Origin of the sequence: Micromonospora cabrerizensis, assembly GCF_022230955.1 — a bacterium.
Lineage (GTDB): Bacteria > Actinomycetota > Actinomycetes > Mycobacteriales > Micromonosporaceae > Micromonospora > Micromonospora cabrerizensis.
In genome coordinates, this window is record NZ_JAKKFI010000082.1 from 12,467 (window position 1) to 31,294 (window position 18,828).

The window sequence follows — 18,828 nt, forward strand, 5'->3', positions numbered from 1 at the left end:
GTGCCGGCCCCACAGCGGCCCCATCCACCCCAACCCGGCGCGTCGCGACATCGTCACACCGCGCCCACCTTGCCCGGACTCTTACGTCAAATTTCCGCAAAAAGGGCGTCGCGGCGACCGAGGCGGCAGGACCGCCGGGTGAGGCGGGTCAGGGGCGCGGGCCGAGCCGGGCCTGAAGGGCCTCCCGGACCGGGTCGGGGACGTGCGCGGAGATGTCGCCACCCCACTTGGCCACGTCCTTGACCAGGCTCGACGAGAGGAACGAGTAGAGCGGGTTGGTCGGCATGAAGAGCGTCTCGACGCCGGCCAGCCCAATGTTCATCTGGGCCATCTGCAACTCGTAGTCGAAGTCGCTGACCGCCCGCAGGCCCTTGATCAGCACACTCGCCTGCTGAGCCCGGCAGAAGTCCACCAGCAGCCCTCGGAACGACTCGACCCGCACGTTGCCGTACGACGAGGTCACCTCGCGGAGCATGTCGATGCGCTCCTCGACGGTGAACAGGCCACTCTTCGACTGGTTAACCAGCACACCGACGATCACCTCGTCGAAGAGCCGACTGGCCCGCCCGATGATGTCGAGGTGTCCGTTGGTGACCGGGTCGAACGAACCGGGGCACACCGCACGTCTCATGATCGGCGACCGTACCAAAGTGTGGTCTCGCCGTAACGGCGACTGCGGTCGGGGGTGATCCCCTCCACCCAGTCGAACTGCCTGGTGCGGCTGGACCGCTCCACCACCACCAGCGCGTCCGGCGCCAGCCAGCCGCCGTCGACCAGCGCGGTCAGCAGGGCGGTGATCTCCGCGTCCGGCACCGCGTACGGAGGGTCGGCGAAGACCACGTCGTACGGCCCACCGTCCGGGCCGGCGGCCAGAACCGTCGCCACCTTGCCGGTGACCAGGCGGGCGGCCGGGCCGGCACGCAGGGCCGCCACGTTCTCCCGGATCACCCGGGCCGCCCGCGCGTCCGACTCGACCAGCAGCACGTGCGCGGCCCCGCGGGAGAGCGCCTCCAACCCGACCGCGCCGGAGCCGGCGTACAGGTCGGCGAAGCGGGTGCCGTCGAGGTCGACCTCGGCCTCGACGGCGCTGAACAACGCCTCCCGGACCCGGTCGGAGGTGGGCCGGGTGCCGGCGCCGGGGGGCGCGGCGATCCGCCGCCCGCCGAGCGTCCCGGCCACGATCCGGGTCACGGTCTCCTCCTGCTCATGCCCGCGACGCTACGCGACTCGTCGGACCTGGCCGCCGACACGGTCGGTACCGCCACGAAGATCACGTGATCACTTCTCGTATATCAATGATCTCAACTTCATAACATCCGTCTTAGCAAATCCTGAGCGCTGTATCACGAGCGGCGATCTCGCTAGGGTCTGCCGGGTGCCGGCGGCAACCCACCGGCCCGCGGTGCGGGAGGGCGCCTCTCCGATCGGACGTGCAGTGACCGTCCACTGTCTCTCCCGTGCCACACCCCTGACGCTTCAGCACTCCAGGAGTACCCGTGATCCGTCCCAAGCTGTCGCTACAGCGACCGCTGGCCATCCTGGGAGCCGCCCTCATCGGCCTCACCGGGGCAGTCGCGGTGGCCGCTCCGGCCAGCGCGCACCACACCACCATCACCGCCACCGCCGACTGTGACCGGCTCTCTGGCGAGCGCGTGATCACGTGGAAGGTGGAGAACAGCGAGCGCGACAAGGCCGTGACGCTGAAGAAGGTGACCGCGGAGCCTTCGACCGAGGTCACCGTCCCCGTGAAGGGCGCCAAGGCAGCCCCACTGGAGGGCACCGTCATCCCCAAGGCCGGCACCGTCACGGCCGTCCAGCGCGTGCCCGGTAACACCGCCGAGGCCAAGCTCACGGTGTTCGGCAAGTGGAAGAAGAACGACCAGGAGGCCACCAACAACGGCAGCATCAAGCTCGCCGCCGACAACTCCTGCACGCCGACTCCGAAGTGCGTCGACGTCGACAAGGCCAAGTACAGCCACACCTTCGACGGCCCGAAGGGCACCGCGACCGTCAAGCTCGACGGTGACCTGCCGCTCTGCGGCGAGGGCAAGCAGTGGTTCACGCTGGTGTCGTACTTCGCGCCCCGGCCGCAGTTCGCCACCCCGCAGTACGTCTACGGCACGCCGGACAGCAACTGGATCGGTGGCACCCAGACCGAGATCAAGCTGAACGTCGAGATCCCGGACTGCCACACCCAGGTCGACCTGATCTGGGGCGGCAAGGACGAGGTCATCGGCGAGCTGGTCGACGGCGGCAAGCGCTACGACAACAAGAAGCTGGGCTCGACGGGCGCTCCGGGTAACCGGTCCAAGGGCCCGCAGGGCTGGTACAACGGCGGCGACAAGAGCTGCGTCACCCCGGCCACGACCTTCGCGTCCAAGTGCGACGGATCGGTCGCTGTCTCGCTGAGCAACGACGGCAAGATCAGCAAGTACGCCGTCGAGTTCGAGGTCAAGGGCGAGAACGGCTTCTCCAAGAAGGTTTCCGTCCCGGCCGGCAAGGCCGACAACAGCATCGTGGTGCCCGCCGCCGACGCCGGCAAGATCGAGGTGCTGGTCGACGGCAAGGTCATCGAGAAGGGCACCTACTCGTGGCAGCGCCCCGAGGACTGCCCGCTGCCGGCCGTCACCACCAAGGCCGACTGCAAGGACTTCGCCCTCACCGTGACCAACCCCGAGGGTGGGCTCCCGGTCAAGGCGGCCTTCACCTACGGCGGCAAGACCGAGACCCGTACGGTCGCGGCCGGCGCGTCGGAGACGGTGAGCTTCAAGGCCGGTAAGGACGAGACGGCGCTCGTCGCGCTGCCCGAGCTGGACCTGGAGATGGAAGCCGTCTACACGCCGGAGGGCGACTGCGGTGGCGGCGGCGCCGGCGGCGAGGAGCCGGGCCTTCCGGTCACCGGTGCGGCTGCCGGCGGCATCGCCGCTGGCGCGATCGCGCTGCTCATCGCGGGTGCGGTTCTCTTCGTCATCGCCCGTCGGCGTCGGGTGACCTTCACCGCCTGACCTGACCTGCGCTGAACCCGAGGGCGCGTCGACCACCCGGTCGACGCGCCCTCGGTCCGTTTCGGCTGGCTGAGTCGTCAGGTCGACTCAAGATCGGTGGTACCGGAGGGGACCACGGACCGGGCGATGACGTCAGCCCTTCTCCAGGTACTCCGCGCGGTCCTCGTCCACCAGCGCGGCCACCGAGGCGGCCAGCGCGGGATTGCGGGTCAGCTCCGGGTCGTCCTCGACCAGGGTGATGGCCTCGGCACGGGCGTCGCGGATCAGCTCGGTGTCTCGTTTCAGAGACAGCAGCCGCAGGTGTGAACGGTGCCCGGACTGGGTGGCGCCCAGCACGTCACCCTCGCGGCGCTGCTCCAGATCCAGCTCGGCGAGCTTGAAGCCGTCGCTCGTGGACGCCACCGCGTCCAGCCGCTCACGCGCCGACGACCCCTCGGCCGCCTCGCTGACCAGCAGACAGAGCCCGGCCGCCGCGCCCCGACCGACCCGGCCACGGAGCTGGTGCAACTGGGAGACACCGAAGCGGTCGGCGTCGAGCACGATCATCACGGTGGCGTTCGGCACGTCCACACCGACCTCGATCACGGTGGTCGCCACCAGCACGTCCAGGTCACCGGCGGCGAAGGAGCGCATCACCGCGTCCTTCTCGTCGGCCGGCAGGCGGCCGTGCAGCACCCCGATCCGCAGCCCGTGCAACGGGCCCTCGGCCAGCAGCGGGGCCACCTCGGTGACCGCCAGCGGCGGCCGGCGACCGTTGTCGTCCACCGGCGGCGGCTCCTCCTCCGACGCCGGGCCGTCACCGATCCGCGGGCACACCACGTACGCCTGGTGGCCGGCCGCCACCTCCTCGCGCAGGCGACGCCAGGCCCGGTCCAGGTAGGCCGGTTTCTCGGCGGCGGGAACCACGTGCGAGGCGATCGGCGACCGCCCCCGGGGCAACTGGGAGAGGGTGGAGACCTCCAGGTCGCCGTAGACGGTCATCGCCACCGTGCGCGGGATCGGCGTGGCCGTCATCACCAGCACGTGCGGCGGCTGGTCGGCCTTGGAGCGCAGCGCGTCGCGTTGCTCCACACCGAAGCGGTGCTGCTCGTCCACGACCACCAGGCCGAGATCGGCGAAGTCGACCCCCTCGTAGAGCAGGGCATGGGTGCCGAGCACGATGCCGGCGGCACCACTGGCGACCTCACCGAGCGCCCGCCGCCGGGCCGCGGCGCCCAGCGAACCGGTGACCAGCTCGACCCGGGTGGCGTGCTCGGCGGAACCCAGCTCGCCGGCCCGGCCGAGTGGCCCGAGCAGGTCGAGCATGCCGCGGTGGTGCTGGGCGGCCAGCACCTCGGTCGGCGCCAGCAGCGCCGCCTGACCGCCCGCGTCGACCACCTGGAGCATCGCCCGCAGCGCCACCACGGTCTTGCCCGAGCCGACCTCGCCCTGCAACAACCGGTGCATCGGGTGGGCCACGGCCAGATCCGCGGCGATCTCCACACCGACGTCACGCTGACCCTCGGTCAGCTCGTACGGCAGTCGGGCGTCGAAGGCCTCCAACAGCCCACCCGGCCGTGCCGGGCGGGGTCGTGCCGGCCAGTCGGCCGCCCGGTGCTTGCGCTGCACCAGGGTCAACTGGACGGCGAACGCCTCGTCCCACTTGAGCCGCCGCCGCGCCCGGTGCAGCTCCTCCTTGCTGGACGGCCGGTGGATCTCGGTCAACGCGCTGCCCAACCCGACCAGCTTGCGGCTGGCGCGCACGGCGCTCGGCAGCGGATCGTCCGGCGGGGTGAACGTGTCCAGGACGACCCGCACGCAGCGCGCGATCACCCAGGTCGGCACGGCCGCGGCGGCCGGGTAGACCGGGATCAGCGCGCCCGCGAACTCCTCGATCTCGTCGCTGACCGCCGCCTCGCCGTCGCCACCCTCGCCGAGCAGGACGTACTCCGGGCCGTTGAGCTGCCGTTTGCCCCGGAACTCGGTGACCTTGCCGGCGAACAGCCCCCACCGGCCGGGGCGCAGCTCCCGTTCGCGCCACGCCTGGTTGCCGAAGAAGGTCAGTGTCAACACCCCGCCGGAGCCGTCGCCGACGGTCACCTCCAGCAGGTTGCCCCGCCGCTGCCGCATCGGACGCACCGCGGTGCGCTGCACCTGGGCCAGCACGGTGACCTGCTCGCCGACGTCCAGGGAACGGATGTCGGTGTGCTCGCCGCGCTCGTCGTAGCGACGTGGGAAGTGGTAGACCAGGTCACCCGCGGTGTGCAGATCGAGGTGCGTGGCCAGCGCTTTGGCCGTCTTGTCCCCGACCAGCTTCTTCAGCGGAGTGTCCACCGTGGCTGGTTCGCTCATTCGATCCCTACCAGGAGCGGATAAAACGGCTGGCCCCCCGGGTACGCGTGCACCTCGACGAACGGCCAGCGTCTCGCGACGTGCGCGCGGACGGCATCGGTGAGCCCGGCCGGGGCGTCCACCCCGGCCAGCAGGGTGACCATCTCGCCACCGCCGCCGAGCATCCGGTCGACCACGGCGGCGCAGGTGTCGGTGAGGTCGGTGCCGATGAGGTGCACCTCCCCCTCGACCAGCGCCAGCACGTCGCCGGGACGGCACGGGCCGGCGACGGTCAGCGCCTCCCGGCTGGCGTGGCAGACCTCGGCGTAGCGGCAGGCGCCGGCCGCCTCGGCCATCGCGATCACGTCGTCCTCGAAGCGGCGGTCACTGTCGCGGACCGCGAGGGCGGCCAGCGCCTGCACGGGCGAGCGGGTCGGCACCACGCTGACCTTGATGCCGTGCCGGTGGGCCTCGCGGGCCGCCGCGCTCGCCACCGCCTCGGTGTTGGCGTCGTTGGGCAGCACCACCACCCGGGCCGCACCGGTGCTGCGTACGGCGTCCAGCAGCTCACCCGTGGACGGGTTGCCCGGCACCACGGTGGCGCCCTCGGCGGCGAACAGCGCGGCGATGCCACCGCCGGTGGCGACCACCACCGCGGCCCGGCCGGCCGCCACCGGCTCGGGGGGCGGCTCCGGCTGATCGGCGAAGCGGGTCACCGAGATCCGGTACGGGCGACCGGCGGCGACCCCCGCCTCGACCGCGGCGCCCACGTCGTTGACGTGCACGTGCACGTTCCAGGTGCCCTCCGGCTCACGCCCGTCGCCGACCACGACCAGCGAATCCCCGAGTGCGTCCAGCGCCCGCCGTAACCCGGCGACCGCCTCCTCCCGGGCGTCGAGCAGGAACTGCACCTCGTACGCGTACTCCTCGGAACCGGTCTCCCGGGCGACGGTGGCCGCCGGACGGGCGGAGCGCGGCGTCGGCGCGGGCTGAGCCGCGCTCTCCCCGGTGAGCACCGCGACCAGGGCGTCGAGCAGCACGCAGAGCCCGCGGCCACCCGCGTCGACCACGCCCGCGCGGGCCAGCGCCGGCAGTTGCTCCGGGGTGTGGGCGAGCGCCTCGGCGGCGGCCCGGGCCGCGGCGCGGACCACCGCCGGCAGGTCGTCGCTGTCCGCCCCTTCGGCGCCCGTGGCTGCCGCCGCGACCACCGTGAGCAGGGTGCCCTCGACCGGCCGGGCAACCGCGGTGTACGCGGCGGCGGCGCCGGAGCGCAGCGCGGCGGCCAACTCCCGACCACGCACCGCCGGCACCCCGGCGACCTCGTCGGCGAACCCCCGCAGGATCTGGGACAGGATCACCCCGGAGTTGCCCCGCGCGCCGAGCAGCGCGCCCTGCGCCATCAGCCGCAGCGCGTGCCCGTGCGCGGTCGGCCCGCTGTCGGGGAGGGTGTCCAGGTTCATGGCGAGGGCCTGCTGGGCCGAGGTGAGGGTGAGCACCAGGTTGGTGCCCGTGTCGCCGTCGGGCACCGGGTAGACGTTGAGCTCGTCGATCTCGCCCTGGTGGCGCTTGAGCGCGGCCAACCCGCTCGCACACCAGCGGCGGACCGCGGCGGCGTCGAGGGTGTCCAGCACGGCCAGAAGCCTACTGGCGCGCACCGACACGCGTCGGACTCGTCCCGCGTGTCCTCCACGCACCGCTGCGGCGGTGACCGCAGCACGGGCGGACTGCTCCGGTAGCCTGGCCGCCGGGCCGGCCCACCCTCGGGCGGACGGGCCCACGACCAGGCGTGAGCCAGGGCACGGGCGAACGCCGGACCGGGCCGGTTGGCCGGGTCGGCGAGTCATCGGGTAACCTGACCAGGTTGCCCGGGCAGCACCTGCCGGCGACCCCATGAACGTATCAATCCCAGGAGTATCCCGTGGCTAGCGTGTGCGACGTCTGTGGCAAGGGACCGGGCTTCGGCCACAACGTGTCCCACTCGCACCGGCGGACCAACCGCCGCTGGAACCCGAACATCCAGTCGGTGCGTACCCCGGCCGGTGGCGGCAACACCAAGAAGTTGCAGGTCTGCACCTCGTGCATCAAGGCCGGCAAGGTCACCCGCGCCTGACGCGGTAGCACCCACCTTCTCGTACGGCAGAGCCGGCGGCCCCTGAGGTCCGCCGGCTCTCTGCCGTGCCCGGTCCCCACTGCGTCGCTTGATCGACTCGGTTTCCCGGACGTCGGGGTGTCCGGCGTCGAGGACAGCCCGAGTTCAAGGAACCCGAGTCGATCACCGCCCTGGCGTCAGAGGGTGCGGCCGAAGGAGACGCAGCCCTCCGCGTCCTTGTAGAAGCCGAAGTTCGGGATCCGCTCGTAACCGGCGGAGCTGTACATCGCGATCGCCTCGGGCTGCTTGTCCCCGCACTCCAGGACCACCCGCTTGCGGCCCTGCTCCCGGGCCGAGCGCTCGACGGCCGCCAACACCGTGCGGGCCACGCCCCGCCCACGCGCCGCCGGGGCCGTGTACATCCGCTTCAGCTCCGCGGTGTCCGCGCCGTGGCTGCGCCAGCCACCGCACCCGACCGGCTCGCCGGCCAGGTAGGCGACCAGGAACGCGCCATCTGGCGACTCGAACTCGGTCGCGTCCACCGGGGTGTCGTCGCCGGTGCCGCCGTAGCGGGCACCGAGGTCGGCCAGTGCGGCTTGGATCAACTGCTGTGCCACCGGTGCGTCGAACCGCACCGCCCGGATCTCGATCTCACTCACGGTGTCCAGGATACGGCGAACCCCGGGCCTCACCGGAAATGGTCCCAGCCGGTCGGGCCGCCGTGGGGCGCGCCGTCGACCGTCACCCCGGCACCGTGTGTGACCACGCCCACCTGCCGCCAGTCCGGCGGCAGCGCCACCGCCGGCGGAAAGGTCGCGGCCAGCGCGTGGTCGTCGCCACCCGCCAGGATCCAGGTGTACGGGTCGACGCCGAGCGCCTGCGCCGCGTCGGCCATCTGCCGGGGCACCTCGAACGCGTCCCGCCGCACGTCGATGGCCACCCCGCTGGCCGTCGACACGTGTCCGAGGTCGGCGAGCAACCCGTCCGACACGTCGATCATCGAGGTGGCGCCGAGCCGGGCGGCCTGCGGGCCGGCCTGGTAGGGCACCTGCGGCCGCCGGTACGCCTCGACCAGCAGCCGGGGAGTGCGGAAGCCTCGGGTGAGCACGGTCAGCCCGGCCGCCGCGTACCCGCTGCGTCCGGCCAGGGCGAGCACGTCACCGGGACGGGCACCGGAGCGCAGCACGGGCGGACGACCCTCCAGGTCGCCCAGCGCGGTGACCGCCACGGTCAGGGTGGGGCTTGCCGACATGTCCCCGCCGACGACGCTGGCGCCGACCGTCGCCGCCTCGGCGGCGAGCCCGTCGGCCAGCTCCTCCGCCCAGCCGGTCTCCAGGTCCGCCGGCATACAGAGCGCGACCAGCAGGGCGGTCGGTGTGGCGCCCATCGCCGCGATGTCGGCCAGGTTGGCCGCCGCCGCCCGGTGCCCGACGTCGCGGGCCGAGGACCAGTCCCGCCGGAAGTGCCGACCGTCGACCAGCACGTCGGTGGAGGCCGCCACCCGGCCGTCCGGGGCGGCCACCACCGCCGCGTCGTCGCCGGGCCCGAGCAGGGTCGTGGGTCCGAACGAGAGTCGGGCAGTGATCTTCCCGATCAGCCCGAACTCCCCGATCCCGGACACACGGGCGCCACCGCCGGCGTTCCGCCCGTGCTGCCCGGCTCCGCCGTGCTCGCTCACCGCTGCTCCTTGACGACCGATAGGGATCAGACCTGGTCCGTAAGGTAGTTTCACCCTTCGGGCCGCTCCCGGGCGGCGACGGACGGAGGTCGAGTCGTGGTACAGGCGTACATCCTCATCCAGACCGAGGTCGGCCGCGCACGTGACGTGGCGGGTCTCATCGCGGACATCCCCGGCGTGGTGCGCGTCGACGCCGTCACCGGGCCGTACGACGTGGTCGTCCTCACCGAGGCGAACACCGTCGACGAGCTCGGCAAGCTCATCGTCAGCAAGGTGCAGATGGTGCCTGGCATCACCCGCACCCTCACGTGTTCAGTGGTGCGGCTGTAAGTGGACGAGATGACGGCTTCCTCTGCTCTTGACGACGACGAGACGCGCGACCCGGCCGACGGGACGCGGGAGCCGGCTGACGGTAACCGCGACCCGGCCGATACCGCCGCCGCCGCGCCGGCCGGTCGGGACCGGACCATTCGCGGTGCCGCGCTGCTGGCCACGGTGATCGCACTACCGATCACGTTGCTGGTGGCCCTGCTGGCCTTCAACAAGCTCAGCCCGGACGCGCCGGCGGCCGCGCCGACCCCGTCCGCGACGACTCCCCGGGTGCAGTCCACCGCCCCGGTGGAGATGGCCGCCCCGGCGCTGGCCGCCCGCCCGGCCACGGTCTGCCGGGCTCTGCTCTCCCAACTGCCGGCGAGCATCCGCGACCTGACCCAGCGGCCGGTCACCGCCGGTCCGGAGCAGAACGCGGCGTACGGCGACCCCGCGCTCACCGTGGCCTGCGGCGGCACCGAGCCGGAATTCCCCAGCACCGACGAGGTCTGGACGGTGAACCGGGTCTGCTGGCACCTGGCCGAGCAGGCCGACGCGGCGGTGCTCAGCACGGTCGACCGGGAGACGCTGGTCACGGTGCGTGTCCCGCGCTCCTACGAGCAGCCGTTGCAGTGGGTGCCGACGATCTCCAGCACGATCGTGGCGACCGTGCCCTCCGGCGGCGCCATCCCGTCCGGCTGCCAGCGCTGACCCGACCCCGCGCCGCCTGACGTAGGTCGGGCGGGTTCAGGCCGCTCAGTGCCCGCCGTGCGGGCCGGGTCGCTCAGCGCCCGCCGTGCGGGCGGACCGGGTCGCTCAGCGCCCGCCGTGCGGGCCGGGTCGCTCAGCGCCCCCCTTGCTGGCGGACCGGGTCGCTCAGTGCAGGCCGACGCCGCGCCGCTGGGCGGTGCGGATCAGGCGGTTGACCAGCTTCGGATACTCCAGGCCGGAGGCCGCCCACATCCGGGGGAACATCGACGTCGGGGTGAACCCGGGCATCGTGTTGATCTCGTTGAGGTAGACGTCCAGCTCGGGGGTGACGAAGAAGTCGGCCCGGGCCAGGCCCGCGCAGTCCAGCGCGGTGAACGCGCGGACGGCGTACTCCTGCACCTGGCGGGTCACCTTCTCCGGCAGGCCGGCCGGAATGTCGTACTCGCAGGAGTCGTCGAGGTACTTCGCCTCGAAGTCGTAGAAGTCGTGGTCGGCGACGACCCGCACCTCGGCCAGCACGGACGCCTCGGGTGCGCCGCCGGCCTCGCCCTCCAGCACACCGCACTCGACCTCACGGCCGATGATCGCCGCCTCGATGATGACCTTCGGGTCGAACTGCCGGGCGGTGGCGACCGCGGCGTCGAGCTGCGCCCAGTCGGTGACCCGGGTGATGCCGAACGAAGACCCGGCCCGGGACGGCTTGACGAAGACCGGCAGACCGAGCCGCTCCTTGTCCTGCTCGCTGAGCGTCATGCCGTTGCGCAGCACGGCGTAGGAGCCGACCGGGATGCCCTCGACGGCACAGAGCTTCTTGGTGAACTCCTTGTCCATCGCCGCCGCGGACGCGAACACGTTCGCGCCGACGTAGGGGATGCCGGCCATCTCGAGCATTCCCTGGATGGTGCCGTCCTCGCCGTACGTGCCGTGCAGCACCGGGAAGACCACGTCGACGTCGGCCAACACCCGGGGGCCCTCGGTCGGGTCGAGCACCATCAGCCCGTTGCCGGTGGGGTCGGCGCGCAGCACGATGTCGTCACCGGAGTCGGCGGTGATCTCCGGCAGCTGACGGGCATTGATCGCGAGCTGGGCGGGGTCTCCACTGGTCAGCACCCACTGGCCGGCCCGGGTGATGCCGACGGGCACCACCTCGAACTCGTCCGGGTCGAGCGCGCCGAACACGCTGCCAGCGCTGACGCAGGAGATGCCGTGCTCCGGGCTGCGGCCGCCGAACACGATCGCCACGCGGGTCTTGCCTGGGGTGGTCACTCCGGTCACCTCTTCGTACGCGACTGCGGCTGGTCGTGCTCGCCGGTGGCGCTCACCCGGTTGACCTTACTGTGCGTGGCGACAGGGCGAGGCGATACCCGGCGAGCCACGGCACGACACGGCAATCGGTCAACAGAGCATGTACGGTGCGTGACGGGGATGGTCGTGGTGTCGCAGGCCGGTGACCTGGGCCTGCTCAGTCCCGGGAGTGCCGGCGACCGACCGCGATCACCTTGACCCGTTGTCGGCCGGCCCGCACCATGCCCAGCGCCATGAACGCTCCGGCGATCCGGTCGGCGGCCTCCCGACTGCTGGCACCGACCACCTGTCGGCGCCGCTCGGGCGCGACCCGCTCGTTGCGGTCGATGCCCTCGACCGGGCGCACGTCGGTGAGCACCACGAGGAAGCGGGTCATCGAAGGCCGTCCGGGTGCACGGCGGGGGGCTCCGGACAGGTTCGCACGTCGTCTCCTTCCGGCGGGCCGGGATGGCGGGGCGGCACGCGACGATCGGGTACGGGGGAGAAACCCGATCGCCGCGCGCCCCATCCCCTCCGGTCGCTCACCACCACCGTCGCCACGACAACCGGCGGTGAGGACGCGATAACAGATTGACACGTGTACAGCCGTGAATGCAACTCTCATCGACGTTCTCTCATGCAGACGTTCCCGCAAATGTGTGCGACCATCGATGCATGGCCCCCAAGACCGCCCGTGCCCGCCGGCTCGGTATCGCCCTGCGCCATCACCGGGAAGCCGCCGGCCTGACGCTGGAAACCGCGGCGGATGAGATCAACAGCACCCGCAGCACCCTCTCCCGCTACGAGAACGCCCAGACCCTGATCAGCCCGGCCACCGTGCGCGCCCTGCTCACGTCGTACGGGGTGGGTGCCGAGGAGGTGGCCGCGGCGGTGCAGCTCGCGAAGGACGCCCGCAAGCCGGGCTGGTGGGTGTCGTACTCGTACCTGCTGGATCCACGCACCATCGACTTCATCGCGCTGGAGGCCGAGGCGACCGCCATCGCCAACTTCGAGCCCTCGGTGGTGCCCGGCCTGCTGCAGACCGCGGACTACGTCCGTGGCGTGATGCGCGGCGGACCGCACACCCTCGGCGACGACCTGGTGGAGCAACGGGTCAAGATCCGGCTGGACCGTCAACAACGGCTCACCGGCGACAACCCGCCCATCTTCGACGCGATCATCGACGAGGGCGCGCTACTGCGTCCGGTCGGCGAGAAGTCGGCGATGGACGGGCAACTGCGTCACCTGGTCAAGATGGCCGAGCTGCCCAACATCAGCGTCCAGGTGATCCCGCTCTCCGCCGGCTACCACCGGGGCACGCGGGGTTCGCTGCACATCCTGGAGTTCGCCGACCCGGAGGACCCGATCATCGCCTCGGTGGAGACCGTGGCAGGTCAGATGATCCTCGACCGGGCCGGCGAGACGCGTACCTGCACCAAGATCATGGAGCATCTCCGAAGCGTGGCGCTCAGCCCGGCGGACAGCCGCGAGATGCTCCTGTCAGTCCTGAAGGGACGGTAGGACCGATGACACCGACAATCACAGCGGCCTTGGCCGCGGCGGCGTGGCGCAAGAGCAGCCGCAGCGGCGACGAGGGTGCCTGCGTCGAGGTTGCCGCGCTGCCACGGCTGGTGGCCGTCCGCGATTCCAAGGACCCGGCCGGCCCGGCCCTGCTGTTCGCAACGGGTGCCTGGGCCGCCTTCGCTCAGGCACCACCCAGCCGCTGACCAGACCATCGCACCACTGACCAGACCCATCGCACCGCTGACCAGACCTCCGGCCACCGCAGCCCGAACGGGCACTCCCCCTGCTGACCGCCCGCCGCGCCGCCGATCAGGGCGCGCGGCGGGCCAGGCCGGGACGCGGCCAGGCCGGGCACGGCTCGGCCGGGCACGGCTCGGCCGGGCACGGCTCGGCCGGGCACGGCTCGGCCGGGCACGGCTCGGCCGGGCACGGCTCGGCCGGGCACGGCTCAGGCGACCAGCGGGCTGGGCTCCGGGACGGCGCGAAGGGCCTCCAGCGCAGCGATCGCCACGCCCCGGGCGCCAGCCATGTCCCGTTCCGGCACCAGCGCGAAGGTGGCCACCGCGGCCTGCTCCGCACGGAGCACGGTGTGCTCGCGGACCGTCGCCAGGAACCAGTCGCGGAACTCCGGCGCCGCCTCGACCACCCCGCCACCGACGAAGTACGCGTGCGGGTCGGTGAAGTTCGCCGCCACGGTGAACAGCCGGCCCAGCGCCATCGCCTGCTGGGTGAAGAGGTCCCGTGCGAGGGCGTCACCCCGTTCGCCGTACCCGCGAACCAGTTTGGCCGCCCGGGCCAGCGGCTCGGCGGCGAGCGGGTGGTCGGGATACCGGGTGAGCCAGTACGGCAGCAGGTTGCGCTCGATGCCCGTCAGCGAGGCCACACTCTCGACGTCACCGGTGAAACCGCAGGCACAGGTGGGTTCCTGCTGCCCCGGGCTGAGCAGCCCGTTCAGCGGGATGTGCACGTGACCCAGCTCCCCGGCCATTCCGGCCGCACCGGCGATCACCCGACCGTTCTCGACCACACCGCCGCCGAGGCCGGTGCCGACGATCGCGGAGACCGACGAGCGGCTCATCGCGTCGGCACCGAAGTAGACGTGGTGGGCGTAGAGCGCCGCCGCGTTGCCGTCGTTGTGATAGACGACCGGCAGGCCGAGCCGTCGTTCCAACGCGCCCCGCACGTCGAAGCCCCGCCAGGCCGGCTGGGAGAAGTTGGTGGAGCCCCGCGACGAGATGACGCCGTCGGCGCTGGCGGGGCCGGGAGTGTCCAGCCCGACCGCCTGGACCAGGTCGCGTGGCACCCCGGTCTGCGCCAGGGCACCGTCCAGCGCCCGGGCGAGTGCCTCGATCGCCGCCTCCGGCCCGGCACGCACCTCGCTGGGGATCTCCAACAGCCCGTCCACCAGGAAGCGGCCATCCACCGTCAGCACGGTGGCGTTGTTGCTGGTGCCGCCGTTGTCCAGCCCGACGACCACCGGCACACCTGCGCTGCCCACCGAAACCGCCTCCCGCCGTCATGAGTGTGAGCCGAGGCTAGTGCCAAGCCCGCTCCCCCGCCACGCCCGGTCACCCGATCGCCCCAGCCAACCCAGAACAAGCCCCTCGGCATTGCCCCAACCCCAACCCCAGCCACAACCCCAGCCGTCGATCAAGGAGTTGTGGTGCTGGACAAAGCATCTTTTACGGCACCGAAGCCGGCACCACAACTCCATGATCGACGCGCGGGGCAGGACGGGCGGGGCAGCGCGGGACAGGACGGGCGGGGAGCGCGGGACAGGACGGGCGGGGCAGATTTCAGGTTGGGCGGCGGGCGATGAGCGCGGTGGCGTCCAGATCCTCGTCGTGCCGCACGCTCGGCAGCAGCCCGGCGGCGGCGAGGGCCACGCAGAGCACGTCCGCCTGGGTGTCGCTGGCCTCGACCACCAGGTGCCCCCCGGGGGCCAGCCAGGAGGCGGCACCCACGGCCACCCGGCGCAGCACGGTGAGCCCGTCCGGCCCGCCGTCGAGCGCCACCGGGGCCTCGTGCAGCCGCGCCTCGGGCGGCATCAGCGCCACCGCGTCGGTCGGCACGTACGGGGCGTTGGCGACCACCAGGTCCAACCGTCCCCGCCACTGCCGGGGCAACGGTGTGAAGAGGTCGCCCTCGTACACCTCGGCGGCCAGCCCGGCGAGGTTGCGGCGCGCGCACGCCACGGCCGCCGGGTCGATGTCCGCGGCGGCCAGCCAGCGCGGGGCGAGCCGGTGCGCCAGCGCGACCGTGGTGGCCCCGGAGCCGCAGCAGAGGTCGGCGACGGCCGGGGCCGGGCCGGTCAGTTCGGCGGCCAGCTCGACCAGCAGCGCGGTCCGGCCGCGCGGCACGAAGACGCCCGCGTCGACGGCGATCCGCAGCCCGCAGAACTCGGCCCAGCCGAGCAGGTGTTCCAGCGGTTCACCGGCCACCCGGCGGTCGGTCAGGTCGGCCAACGTCGCCGGGGTGTCCGCGGCGGCCAGCAGCAGGTCGGCCTCGTCCTCGGCGTAGACGCAGCCGGCGGCACGCAGCCGGCCCACGAGCGCGGACCGGTCGGCCAGGGGCGCTGACGTCACGAGCCTCCTCGGCCCGGCCCGGCCGCGTCCAGGGCGGCGGCGATGTCGGCCACCAGGTCGGCCGTGTCCTCCGCACCGCAGGAGAGCCGCACGAAGCCGGGTGCGGTGTCGTCACCCCACTGCTCCCGCCGGTCCGCCGTGGTGTGCAGGCCACCGAAGGAGGTCGCCGCCGCCACCAGCCGGGCCGCCTCGATGAACCGGCCCACCCGGTCGGCGCTACCCAGATCGAACGAGAGCACCCCCGGCATCCGGCGCATCTGGACCGAGGCCACCGGGTACGCGGGATCGCCCGGCCGCCCCGGCCAGCGCAGGCCCGTCACGTCCGGTCGGCCGGCCAGCAGGTCGACGACGGCTGCGGCGTTCGCGCTCTGCCGGGCCAGCCGCAGGTCGAGGGTGGCCAGTGACCGGTGTGCCAGCCAGGCGTCGAACGCTCCCGGCACCGACCCGGTGGTCGTACGCCAGGTCGTCACCTTCGCGATCAGCTCGGCGGACCGGCTGGCCAGGTAGCCCAGGAGCAGGTCGGAGTGGCCGGTGAGCGCCTTCGTGCCCGAGGCGACCACCAGGTCCGCGCCGAGGTCCAGCGGGCGCTGACCGAGCGGGGTGGCCGTGGTGTTGTCCACCGCGAGCAGCGCGCCCGCGGCGTGCGCCTTCTCGGCCAGGGCCGCCACGTCGACCACGTCCAGGCCGGGGTTGGCCGGCGTCTCCACCAGCACCAGCCGGACGCCCTCGAACGACGGGTACGGCCCGACGGTCGGCACGAACAGCACCCGGACGCCGATGCCCTCCAGCACGTCGGTGGCGAACGCCCGGACCGGGAAGTATCCGTCGGTGGGCAGCACCACCGTGTCCCCCGGGCGCAGCAGGGTGAGCAGCAGGCCGGTGATGGCCGCCTGACCGGTGGCGAAGACGCGGCAGTCACCGCCTTCCAACTCGCCCACGGCCGCCTCCAGGAGCCGCCGGGTCGGGTTGTCGGGGCGACCGTAGCCGTTCGGGGACGCGCCCGGGCCCTGGAACGGGTCGAGGTGGTACGGCGCGGCGAAGACCGGCCCGGGCAGGAACGGGTCCCCTGGTGCCGGCTCCGGCAGGCCGGCGCGTACGCAGCGGGTGCCGTCTCCCAACTCGCTCATCAGTTCCTCACTCGTACGACTCGGGTTTGGCGGTGCGGCTCATCAGGGCTTCCACGGCGAGGCGCGGGTCCATCCCCTCGTGGCAGATCCGCTCGACGTGTTCGGTGATGGGCATCTCCACACCGTGGGCACGGGCCAGGTCGCGAATCGCCAGGCAGCTCTTGACGCCCTCGGCGGTCTGCCGGGTGGCCGTCTGGGCCTCCTCCAGCGTCTCGCCCCGACCCAGGTGCTCGCCGAAGGTGCGGTTACGGGCCAGCGGGGACGAGCAGGAGGCGACCAGGTCGCCCATTCCCGCCAGGCCGGCGAAGGTGATCGGGTCCGCGCCGAGCGCCACGCCCAGCCGGGCCGTCTCGGCCAGCCCCCGGGTCATCAGCATGGCCCGGGTGTTGTCGCCGAAGCCCATCGCGGTGGCGATGCCGTACGACAGGGCGATGACGTTCTTGACCGCCCCGCCCAGCTCACAGCCGATCACGTCGTCGTTGGTGTACGGGCGCAGGTACGGCGTCCGGATGGACGCCTGCACGAGCGCGGTGCGGTGGCTGTTCGTCCCGGCGACCACCGTCGCGGCGGGTTGCTCGGCGGCGATCTCCGGGGCCAGGTTCGGACCGGACACGACGACCACCCGGTCCGCGGCGACCCCGGCGGTCTCCACGATGACCTCGCTCATCCGCTTGGTGGTGCCCAGCTCGATGCCCTTCATCAGCGACACCAGGGTGGAGTCCGGGTGCAGGTGTCCGACCCACTCGGCGAGGTTGCCGCGCAGGGTCTGCGACGGCACGGCCAGCACCACCACCTCCGCGCCGGTGATCGCCTCGGTCGCGTCGGCGGTGGCGGTGACCCGGGCCGGCAACAGCAGGTCCGGCAGGTACTCCGGGTTGCGGCGCTCGGTCCGGATGCTCTCGGCGACCGGCGCACGGCGGGCCCACACGGTCACGTCACGCCCCGCGTCGGCGAGGATCTTGGCGAACGCGGTGCCCCAGGAACCAGCGCCGAGCACCGCGACGTGGCCGGTCATGCCAGGTCACCCTGCTGCTCGTGCCGGACGGAGGACCGGGCCGGTCGCTCCCACAGCGGCGGCGGGGTGCCGCCACGGATCTCGGCGAGCATGTCCCGCAGCCGCAACATGATGGTGTCCGTCATCTCCTCGAGGGTGGCCCGGGTCGGCGGGGCGTCCGCCCACCGGCTCAGGTCGATCGGGTCCCCGGCGACGACGGTCACCGGGATCCGGGGGCGCAGGTTGACGCGACTGGTCCGTGGGTCGAAGATCCGCTCCGGCCCCCACATCACCATCGGTACGACGGGGGCGCCGGTGGCCAGGGCCAGCCGGGCGGCACCGGTCTTGGCCTTCATCGGCCACAGCTCCGGCTGTCGGGTGGTGGTGCCCTCCGGGTAGATCACCACGGCACCGCCCTGGTCGAGCGCGGCGACCAGCTTGTCCAGCGAGCGGACCGCGTCGACGCTGCCCCGCTCGACCGGGATCTGGCGGCACCGGTGCAGGATCCAGCCGACCACCGGCACCCGGAACACGCTGGCCTTGCCCAGGTACTGCGGCCAGCGCCCGGAGTCGTAGATGAAGTGCGCGGAGACCAGCGGGTCGGCGTGCGAGATGTGGTTCGCCACGATGATCACGCCACCGTCGCCGCCGAGGTGGTCCTGGCCCCGCCAGGTACGCCGGGTCCACACGGTCATCACCGGCTTGACCAGCCCCACGGCGAACCATTGCCAGAACCCCAGCCTCCGCCGTGCCACTGTGCCTCCTCTTCGCGCCCCAACCCCGCCGCGAAACCCCGCCCGCGACACCCGCAGCGGAAATCATGCCTGCTCGCCCCCGGTACGGCCAGTGAGGGTCCCGCCGTGCGGCTGGCAGGATTGCGGGCGTGAGTCAGCCGAGGTGGGCCGTGGTGGTGCCGGTGAAGCATCTGGCCGCTGCCAAGAGCCGGCTGCGGGGCGCGCTGTCCGGCGTACCGCACGAGGAGCTGGCGCTGGCCCTGGCGGCCGACACCATCCGCGCGGTGCTGGCCTGCCCGGCGGTCGCCGAGGTCCTGGTGGTCACCGACGACGCCCGTGTCGCGGCGGCGGCGTTGGGCGCCGGCGCGCGGGTGCTGCCCGACGGGCCGGACGCCGGCCTGAACGCGGCGTTCCGACACGGCGCCGCCGGGACCACCGCCGGCTGGGTGGCCGGGCTCACCGCGGACCTGCCGGCGCT

19 protein-coding genes and 1 pseudogene are annotated in these 18,828 nt (G+C 72.7%); 7 read left to right on the forward strand and 13 right to left on the reverse strand.

The genetic code is table 11. The features are described 5' to 3' along the window. Positions 1-148: 148 nt before the first annotated feature. Entirely contained in the window at positions 149-631 is a 483-nt protein-coding gene (coaD, locus tag LADH09A_RS21810; RefSeq protein WP_110562457.1) for a pantetheine-phosphate adenylyltransferase, read from the reverse strand. Further along, a complete protein-coding gene (gene rsmD / locus LADH09A_RS21815; protein ID WP_238647327.1) occupies positions 628-1,191 on the reverse strand; it encodes a 16S rRNA (guanine(966)-N(2))-methyltransferase RsmD in 564 nt (187 codons plus the stop codon). Before rsmD ends, coaD begins: the two co-directional genes overlap by 4 nt. Positions 1,192-1,496: 305 nt before the next feature. Here rsmD and LADH09A_RS21820 point away from each other — a divergent pair, with 305 nt between their 5' ends. After that, positions 1,497-3,005 carry a cell wall anchor protein gene (locus LADH09A_RS21820; RefSeq protein WP_238647328.1) on the forward strand — a complete coding sequence of 503 codons (1,509 nt, stop codon included), beginning with the start codon at positions 1,497-1,499 and terminating at the stop codon, positions 3,003-3,005. Between the two features lie 132 nt (positions 3,006-3,137). Here LADH09A_RS21820 and recG read toward each other — a convergent pair whose 3' ends face one another. Both recG and LADH09A_RS21830 read right to left on the reverse strand, forming a co-directional pair. Beyond that, a complete protein-coding gene (gene recG, locus LADH09A_RS21825; protein ID WP_238647329.1) occupies positions 3,138-5,336 on the reverse strand; it encodes an ATP-dependent DNA helicase RecG in 2,199 nt (732 codons plus the stop codon). Next, on the reverse strand, positions 5,333-6,946 hold the full coding sequence (locus tag LADH09A_RS21830) for a DAK2 domain-containing protein (protein ID WP_238647330.1): 1,614 nt from the start codon (positions 6,944-6,946) through the stop codon (positions 5,333-5,335). The genes recG and LADH09A_RS21830 overlap by 4 nt, the downstream gene beginning before the upstream one ends. 287 nt (positions 6,947-7,233) lie before the next feature. Here LADH09A_RS21830 and rpmB point away from each other — a divergent pair, with 287 nt between their 5' ends. After that, positions 7,234-7,425, forward strand: coding sequence for a 50S ribosomal protein L28 (gene rpmB, locus LADH09A_RS21835; RefSeq protein ID WP_007456456.1), 192 nt, complete (start codon positions 7,234-7,236; stop codon positions 7,423-7,425). A gap of 176 nt (positions 7,426-7,601) precedes the next feature. Here the strand turns inward: rpmB and LADH09A_RS21840 are convergent, their stop codons facing one another. Together LADH09A_RS21840 and LADH09A_RS21845 are read right to left on the reverse strand one after the other, a co-directional pair. Further along, entirely contained in the window at positions 7,602-8,063 is a 462-nt protein-coding gene (locus LADH09A_RS21840) for a GNAT family N-acetyltransferase (protein ID WP_238647331.1), read from the reverse strand. 29 nt (positions 8,064-8,092) lie between these two features. Continuing rightward, a complete protein-coding gene (locus LADH09A_RS21845; protein ID WP_372492327.1) occupies positions 8,093-9,025 on the reverse strand; it encodes a thiamine-phosphate kinase in 933 nt (310 codons plus the stop codon). Between the two features lie 153 nt (positions 9,026-9,178). Here LADH09A_RS21845 and LADH09A_RS21850 point away from each other — a divergent pair, with 153 nt between their 5' ends. Both LADH09A_RS21850 and LADH09A_RS21855 read left to right on the forward strand, forming a co-directional pair. Next, positions 9,179-9,412 carry an Lrp/AsnC ligand binding domain-containing protein gene (locus LADH09A_RS21850; RefSeq protein WP_030487446.1) on the forward strand — a complete coding sequence of 78 codons (234 nt, stop codon included), beginning with the start codon at positions 9,179-9,181 and terminating at the stop codon, positions 9,410-9,412. Positions 9,413-9,421: 9 nt separating this feature from the next. Then, positions 9,422-10,102, forward strand: a complete 681-nt coding sequence (locus LADH09A_RS21855) for a DUF3515 family protein (protein WP_238647333.1) — start codon at positions 9,422-9,424, stop codon at positions 10,100-10,102. A 165-nt stretch (positions 10,103-10,267) separates the two neighbouring features. On the opposite strand, the gene LADH09A_RS21860 is transcribed toward LADH09A_RS21855, so the two are convergent. Then, complete coding sequence (locus tag LADH09A_RS21860) at positions 10,268-11,368, reverse strand: D-alanine--D-alanine ligase family protein (protein WP_238647334.1); 1,101 nt, start codon at positions 11,366-11,368, stop codon at positions 10,268-10,270. 196 nt (positions 11,369-11,564) lie between these two features. Next, positions 11,565-11,783, reverse strand: a complete 219-nt coding sequence (locus LADH09A_RS21865) for a hypothetical protein (RefSeq protein WP_088946586.1) — start codon at positions 11,781-11,783, stop codon at positions 11,565-11,567. A 278-nt stretch (positions 11,784-12,061) separates the two neighbouring features. Here LADH09A_RS21865 and LADH09A_RS21870 point away from each other — a divergent pair, with 278 nt between their 5' ends. Together LADH09A_RS21870 and LADH09A_RS21875 are read left to right on the forward strand one after the other, a co-directional pair. Further along, positions 12,062-12,907 carry a helix-turn-helix domain-containing protein gene (locus LADH09A_RS21870; protein WP_088946585.1) on the forward strand — a complete coding sequence of 282 codons (846 nt, stop codon included), beginning with the start codon at positions 12,062-12,064 and terminating at the stop codon, positions 12,905-12,907. Positions 12,908-12,912: 5 nt separating this feature from the next. Next, a complete protein-coding gene (locus LADH09A_RS21875) occupies positions 12,913-13,113 on the forward strand; it encodes a DUF397 domain-containing protein (RefSeq protein ID WP_238647335.1) in 201 nt (66 codons plus the stop codon). Positions 13,114-13,358: 245 nt separating this feature from the next. Here LADH09A_RS21875 and LADH09A_RS21880 read toward each other — a convergent pair whose 3' ends face one another. The 5 genes from LADH09A_RS21880 to LADH09A_RS21900 all read right to left on the reverse strand — a co-directional run bounded on the left by LADH09A_RS21880 (position 13,359) and on the right by LADH09A_RS21900 (position 18,371). Then, positions 13,359-14,408: an ROK family protein gene (locus LADH09A_RS21880; protein ID WP_238647336.1), complete on the reverse strand. Its 1,050-nt coding sequence runs from the start codon at positions 14,406-14,408 to the stop codon at positions 13,359-13,361. Positions 14,409-14,706: 298 nt separating this feature from the next. Next, entirely contained in the window at positions 14,707-15,495 is a 789-nt protein-coding gene (locus LADH09A_RS21885) for a putative protein N(5)-glutamine methyltransferase (protein WP_238647337.1), read from the reverse strand. Beyond that, positions 15,492-16,622 (reverse strand): cystathionine gamma-lyase, encoded by a 1,131-nt coding sequence (locus LADH09A_RS21890; protein WP_238647338.1) that lies wholly within the window; start codon positions 16,620-16,622, stop codon positions 15,492-15,494. The genes LADH09A_RS21885 and LADH09A_RS21890 overlap by 4 nt, the downstream gene beginning before the upstream one ends. 7 nt (positions 16,623-16,629) lie before the next feature. Continuing rightward, positions 16,630-17,637 carry an NAD(P)H-dependent glycerol-3-phosphate dehydrogenase gene (locus tag LADH09A_RS21895; RefSeq protein ID WP_238647339.1) on the reverse strand — a complete coding sequence of 336 codons (1,008 nt, stop codon included), beginning with the start codon at positions 17,635-17,637 and terminating at the stop codon, positions 16,630-16,632. Further along, on the reverse strand, positions 17,634-18,371 hold the full coding sequence (locus tag LADH09A_RS21900) for a lysophospholipid acyltransferase family protein (protein ID WP_238647340.1): 738 nt from the start codon (positions 18,369-18,371) through the stop codon (positions 17,634-17,636). Before LADH09A_RS21900 ends, LADH09A_RS21895 begins: the two co-directional genes overlap by 4 nt. 128 nt (positions 18,372-18,499) lie before the next feature. Between LADH09A_RS21900 and LADH09A_RS21905 the strand changes: the two are divergent. Continuing rightward, a pseudogene (locus LADH09A_RS21905) lies at positions 18,500-18,828 on the forward strand (2-phospho-L-lactate guanylyltransferase); the annotation flags it as partial.

Coding starts and splice junctions, on each gene's coding strand:
- coaD (WP_110562457.1), bottom strand. CDS start 631: ATGAGACGTGCGGTGTGCCCCGGTTCGTTCGACCCGGTCACCAACGGA.
- recG (WP_238647329.1), bottom strand. CDS start 5,336: ATGAGCGAACCAGCCACGGTGGACACTCCGCTGAAGAAGCTGGTCGGG.
- LADH09A_RS21855 (WP_238647333.1), top strand. CDS start 9,422: ATGACGGCTTCCTCTGCTCTTGACGACGACGAGACGCGCGACCCGGCC.
- LADH09A_RS21865 (WP_088946586.1), bottom strand. CDS start 11,783: ATGACCCGCTTCCTCGTGGTGCTCACCGACGTGCGCCCGGTCGAGGGC.
- LADH09A_RS21870 (WP_088946585.1), top strand. CDS start 12,062: ATGGCCCCCAAGACCGCCCGTGCCCGCCGGCTCGGTATCGCCCTGCGC.
- LADH09A_RS21875 (WP_238647335.1), top strand. CDS start 12,913: ATGACACCGACAATCACAGCGGCCTTGGCCGCGGCGGCGTGGCGCAAG.
- LADH09A_RS21890 (WP_238647338.1), bottom strand. CDS start 16,622: ATGAGCGAGTTGGGAGACGGCACCCGCTGCGTACGCGCCGGCCTGCCG.
- LADH09A_RS21895 (WP_238647339.1), bottom strand. CDS start 17,637: ATGACCGGCCACGTCGCGGTGCTCGGCGCTGGTTCCTGGGGCACCGCG.